The sequence below is a fragment of the Caballeronia sp. M23-90 genome, assembly GCF_053574605.1.
Map to the genome: position 1 here is coordinate 1 of NZ_JBSIPA010000491.1, position 4,788 is coordinate 4,788.

The following is a 4,788-nucleotide window of genomic DNA, read 5'->3' on the forward strand; positions in this document are numbered from 1 at the left end:
TGTTCGCAGCATGCCGCCCAGGACGAGCGCGCTGCGAACGTTGCGTACGCGCCGGGACGCGTCCACATCATGATCGGCGCATTGGCGGCCGATCGACCACAAGTCAATGGCAAGGGGTTTCAAAACATGAGTCAAACGACAGTCCAGATCTCTTTGGGCAAGCAGAAGATCATCGAGGACATCAAGGTCTTGTTGAACGATTCCGAGGAACTGGTGCGCCTGAGCGCATCGTTGCCGGCTGAAGGCGTGGACGCCCTGCGCACCCGTCTGCGCGACCACGTCGATACCGCCCGCCACGCGCTGGAAGCAGCGCAAGCGGGCGCGCAGGACAAGTACCGCGCGAGCCTAGATGGCACCGTCCGCTACACGCGTGACAACCCTTGGCAGGCGCTCGGCATTGCGGCGGGCATCGGCTTTCTGGTGGGCGTCATCGTTTCGCGATAGAACGTATGCAGTCCCCGATCATCTGAATACAAGGAGAGAAACAATGGCACGACCGAAGATCGGCTTGTTTGGCGCGTTGTTCGCAGTGGGCAGCGTGCTCGCATGGAAATGGGCGCAAACGAAACGCGATACCGTAAAACGCACCCCGCGCGACCTGACGCGCTGGGAAGACGAGGGCGGCAAGGTGGTCACGCCTTCAACTGCAACGGCTGCCGCACGGCCGGTTGCGCCACGGCCCGCCAACGGCAGCAACGGGGCCTTGGGCGGAACGCCGGACGCTTGGCATTTTCCGCACAGCTGAGTCAATCTGCGCGGGTCCCGAGATAGACTCGAAGCATCATCGAAACGCACGCCTCGGCGTGCGTTTCATCTTGATAAAGCCTTATAATCGATGTACTCACTGCAATAACCACGCTGTATGGCAATTATTGCGGGTGCAGTGACATGCCAGTTAATCAATCGGAAAGATTTTCATCTTTCGGCGTGCTTGAGTTCTATCGGTGCGCATTCGGCCTGGCGGGTGAAGTCCTCATCTTCATACGTTTCCACGTGTGACGATGTGTAGCCGGCGCCCCCGGAGATCTCCACGATGCGTTCAGCATCGTGTGACCCTCAACGCTTTGGATAAATTCGAGACGCATGCCACACGTATTGATTGTCGATGACGATCCCAGTACCCGCGAGGCACTAGCCGCGATCATCGGCGAAGACGGACTGACGACAGCAACTGCCGGCGACCTGCGCGAAGCGCGGATTCAACTCGTGCGCCAGACGCCGGACGTCGTGTTCACCGACCTCAAGCTGCCCGATGGCTCGGGCGTCGACCTGTTCGAGGACCTCGATCCGCGCTCGGGCGTGGAGATCATCGTCATCACGGGACACGCGACCGTCGAGTCCGCGGTGAACGCGTTGAAGATGGGTGCGACGGATTACCTCGTCAAACCCATCAACATGCAGCGCGTGAAGGCCATCTTGAGCCGTTTGCCGCGTCCAGGTGACCTGAAGGCCGAGATCGGCACATTGCGCGGCGAACTGCGCCGCATGGGCCGTTTTGGCCTGATGCTCGGCAATTCGCCGGCCATGCAAACCGTCTACGACCAGGTTGGCCGCGTGGCGCCCACAGCCGCGTCCGTGCTGCTGATCGGCGAGTCGGGCACCGGCAAGGAAGTCGCGGCACAGACACTGCACGAGCTGAGCCTGCGCCGCAAGCACTCGTTCATTGCGGTGAATTGCGGGGCGATATCGCCGAACCTGATCGAATCGGAGATGTTCGGGCACGAGCGCGGGTCGTTCACCGGCGCCGATCGCCAGCACAAGGGTTATTTTGAACGGGCGAACGGCGGCACGCTGTTCCTCGACGAAATCACCGAGATGCCTATCGAACTGCAGGTGAAGCTCTTGCGCGTGCTCGAAACGGGCATGTTCATGCGCGTCGGGACGACCAAGGAACTGGAAACCGATGTTCGCCTGATCGCCGCGACCAACCGCGATCCGGAGCAGGCCGTGCTCGAAGGCAAGATGCGCCTCGACTTGTATCACCGGCTCAACGTGTTCCCGATCAACCTGCCGCCGTTGCGGGACCGCGGTACCGACGTCGAATTGCTGGGTCAGGCGTTCCTCGACGAGCTCAATTCGCGCTACAACACGAAGAAGACGTTTCCGGCGGCCGTACGCGACATGCTGGCGTCGTATCCGTGGCCGGGGAACGTGCGCGAGCTGAAGAACTACGTGCAGCGTGCGTATATCATGTCGGGCGCCGAATCGGACAGCACGGCGACCGTGCCGCTGCAGATCTCGTTGTCGAAGCCATCGGCGGGAACGGCCGTGACGATTCCGTTCGGCACGTCGCTCGCCGAAGCGGATCGTCAGTTGATCCTGGCGACCCTCGAACAATGCGGCGGTGTGAAAACGCGTGCGGCCGAGATCCTCGGCATCAGCCTGAAGACGCTTTATAACCGGCTGGTCGAATACGGCGATGACGCCGCGAACAAGGCTGCGGAAAGCGAAGCCAGTGAAGTAGGCGACGCAGGCAACCGCTGATCACGTTGTTGCATCGTTGACGCCCGTTCATGGGGACATCGAAAGATGTCTGCTTTGGACGGGCGTTTTTCGTTTGCACGCGCAATATGTACGCCGATAATGCCTGATGGGTCCTGTGAATCGCAGGGCATGGCCCTTGCTGCAACTGGATGGTTGGCTTAAGCGAGTTGCTTGATATTCGGGCGACTTGCGATGCGAACCAAATCGAGAGTCCTTGGCCGGATCCGTTACATCAGGACCGTACGAGTGTCACCATCATAAGATCCAGGGAGCGCGCCATGACCGATCTCACCTCGTCTCGAAACCCATTGCGCGCGCAGACGCCGCAACCGCCTGATCCGCCGTTCACACCGGAACCGCCTCCGCCGTCCCCACAGGAACCGCCGGACACCGTTCCCGATCCGACCCGCGAGCCGCCGTCACCGCCTAGCCAGCCGATAGGCGATCCACCGCCGGGACCGAACGAAACACCGCACATGTCCAGCACGTTTCATTGATACGACGCGGCGCCGAATTGCTTGAAGGATTTTCCAACACGCTGTAGGCATTACAACGCACGAGGTAACAATGACCTCGTTAGTATTTTATCCAAGGTCATTAATTCTGCTTTTTTAGCGATTCGCCGCCGACTTAACGCTCCGACGGCCTTCTTCCTGGAGGCATCCATGAGACATCCCGCACTGCGCCGTTCCGCGCGTCATACGTCTCGCCGTGAGGCACGCGCCGACTCACTCAAATCAGCAATGCCGCCAGAGCCTGAGGTTCCGGCGCCGAATGCGACGACCGACCAGACGCCACACGATCCCGCCGGACAGAACCGGCCAGCGCCGGGAACGCCGCCTGACGGCGATCACAATCAGGGCGGGGTACGCAAGGAAGGCATCGACTATCAGCGCGATCTGGGCTCGGAACAGGACGCCTGAGAGCGATAAGCAAGGCGTGTCGAGCGCGCTGGCCTCCCACCAAAATCTTCTGCGCTACACGCCCTTGCCGCGTGTTTTCGTTCGTTTGTCACATTTATACACAATTTTTATTTTCCAGATTGTAAAAACGGCACGTGTCTTGCATTGCTATTCCGATCAATTCGAACGAGCAACGACAACTGATGAGGTAAAGCTGTAATGAGCAGATTGATCGTGGTATCGAATCGCGTCGCGCCGATCCAGGAGGGCAAGCCTGCTGCGGGCGGCCTGGCGATCGGCGTGCTGGACGCGCTGAAGGAGACAGGCGGTGTGTGGTTCGGCTGGAGCGGCGAGATTGTCGGGGAAGCATCGGCGCCAGTGGTGGAGAAGCGCGGCAACGTCACGTATGCGACCGTCGGACTGACGCGGCGCGATTATGACCAGTACTACCGCGGCTTCTCGAACGCGACCCTATGGCCGACTTTTCATTATCGGAATGACCTGTCGCGGTTCGATCGCGAGGAATACGCCGGTTACGCCCGGGTCAATGCAAACCTTGCACTGCAATTGAAACCGCTGCTCGAACCCGATGACATCATCTGGGTTCACGACTATCACCTCCTGCCGTTCGCGCAGGAATGCCGCGCAGCTGGCATCAAGAATCCGATTGGCTTTTTCCTCCATATCCCGTTTCCAGTCCCCGAAGTCCTCCGCACCGTTCCGCCGCACGAAGAGCTGATCAAGGCGATGTGCAGCTATGACATCGTCGGATTCCAGACCGAGGCGGACAAGCAGTCGTTTGTGGATTACGTCGAACGCGGCCACCTCGGGCATCTCAGCGAAGACGGCATGTTGCAGGCGCATGGGCACATGTTGAAGGTCGGCGCGTATCCGATCGGCATTTATCCGGATGCGATTGCGAAGATCGCCGAGCAATTTTCCAATCGCAAGCCGGTCAAGAGCCTGCGCGACAGCCTGCGCGGCCGCAAGCTGATCATGAGCGTGGATCGTCTCGACTATTCGAAGGGGCTGGCGGAGCGCTTCCAGGCGTTCGAGCGCCTGCTGCTTCATGCGCCGGGTTGGCATGGACGGGTATCGATGGTGCAGATCGCGCCGCCTACGCGCTCCGATGTGCAGACCTATCAGCGCATCCGGCAGAATCTCGAAGGCGAAGCGGGGCGGATCAACGGCCGCTTTGCACAACTCGACTGGACGCCGATTCAGTACCTGAACCGCAAGTACGACCGGAACTTGCTGATGGCGCTGTTCCGGCTGTCGCAAGTGGGATATGTGACGCCATTGCGCGACGGCATGAATCTCGTTGCAAAGGAATACGTGGCATCGCAAGACCCCGCCGACCCGGGCGCACTCGTGTTGTCGCAGTTTGCCGGCGCGGCCGACA

6 protein-coding genes are annotated in these 4,788 nt (G+C 60.2%); all 6 read left to right on the top strand.

Annotation, left to right across the window (positions count from 1 at the left end):
• Positions 1–444: DUF883 family protein (locus ACRXB1_RS30720; RefSeq protein ID WP_449494187.1), on the top strand; the 444-nt coding region annotated here is incomplete at its 5' end.
• Positions 445–487: 43 nt separating this feature from the next.
• Entirely contained in the window at positions 488–745 is a 258-nt protein-coding gene (locus tag ACRXB1_RS30725; RefSeq protein ID WP_075359580.1) for a hypothetical protein, read from the top strand.
• Positions 746–1,083: 338 nt separating this feature from the next.
• On the top strand, positions 1,084–2,484 hold the full coding sequence (locus tag ACRXB1_RS30730; protein WP_061998924.1) for a sigma-54-dependent transcriptional regulator: 1,401 nt from the start codon (positions 1,084–1,086) through the stop codon (positions 2,482–2,484).
• Positions 2,485–2,762: 278 nt separating this feature from the next.
• A complete protein-coding gene (locus ACRXB1_RS30735) occupies positions 2,763–2,981 on the top strand; it encodes a hypothetical protein (protein WP_075359579.1) in 219 nt (72 codons plus the stop codon).
• 168 nt (positions 2,982–3,149) lie between these two features.
• Positions 3,150–3,407, top strand: coding sequence for a hypothetical protein (locus ACRXB1_RS30740; protein WP_061998925.1), 258 nt, complete (start codon positions 3,150–3,152; stop codon positions 3,405–3,407).
• A 198-nt stretch (positions 3,408–3,605) separates the two neighbouring features.
• Positions 3,606–4,788: alpha,alpha-trehalose-phosphate synthase (UDP-forming) (locus ACRXB1_RS30745; protein WP_449494188.1), on the top strand; the 1,183-nt coding region annotated here is incomplete at its 3' end.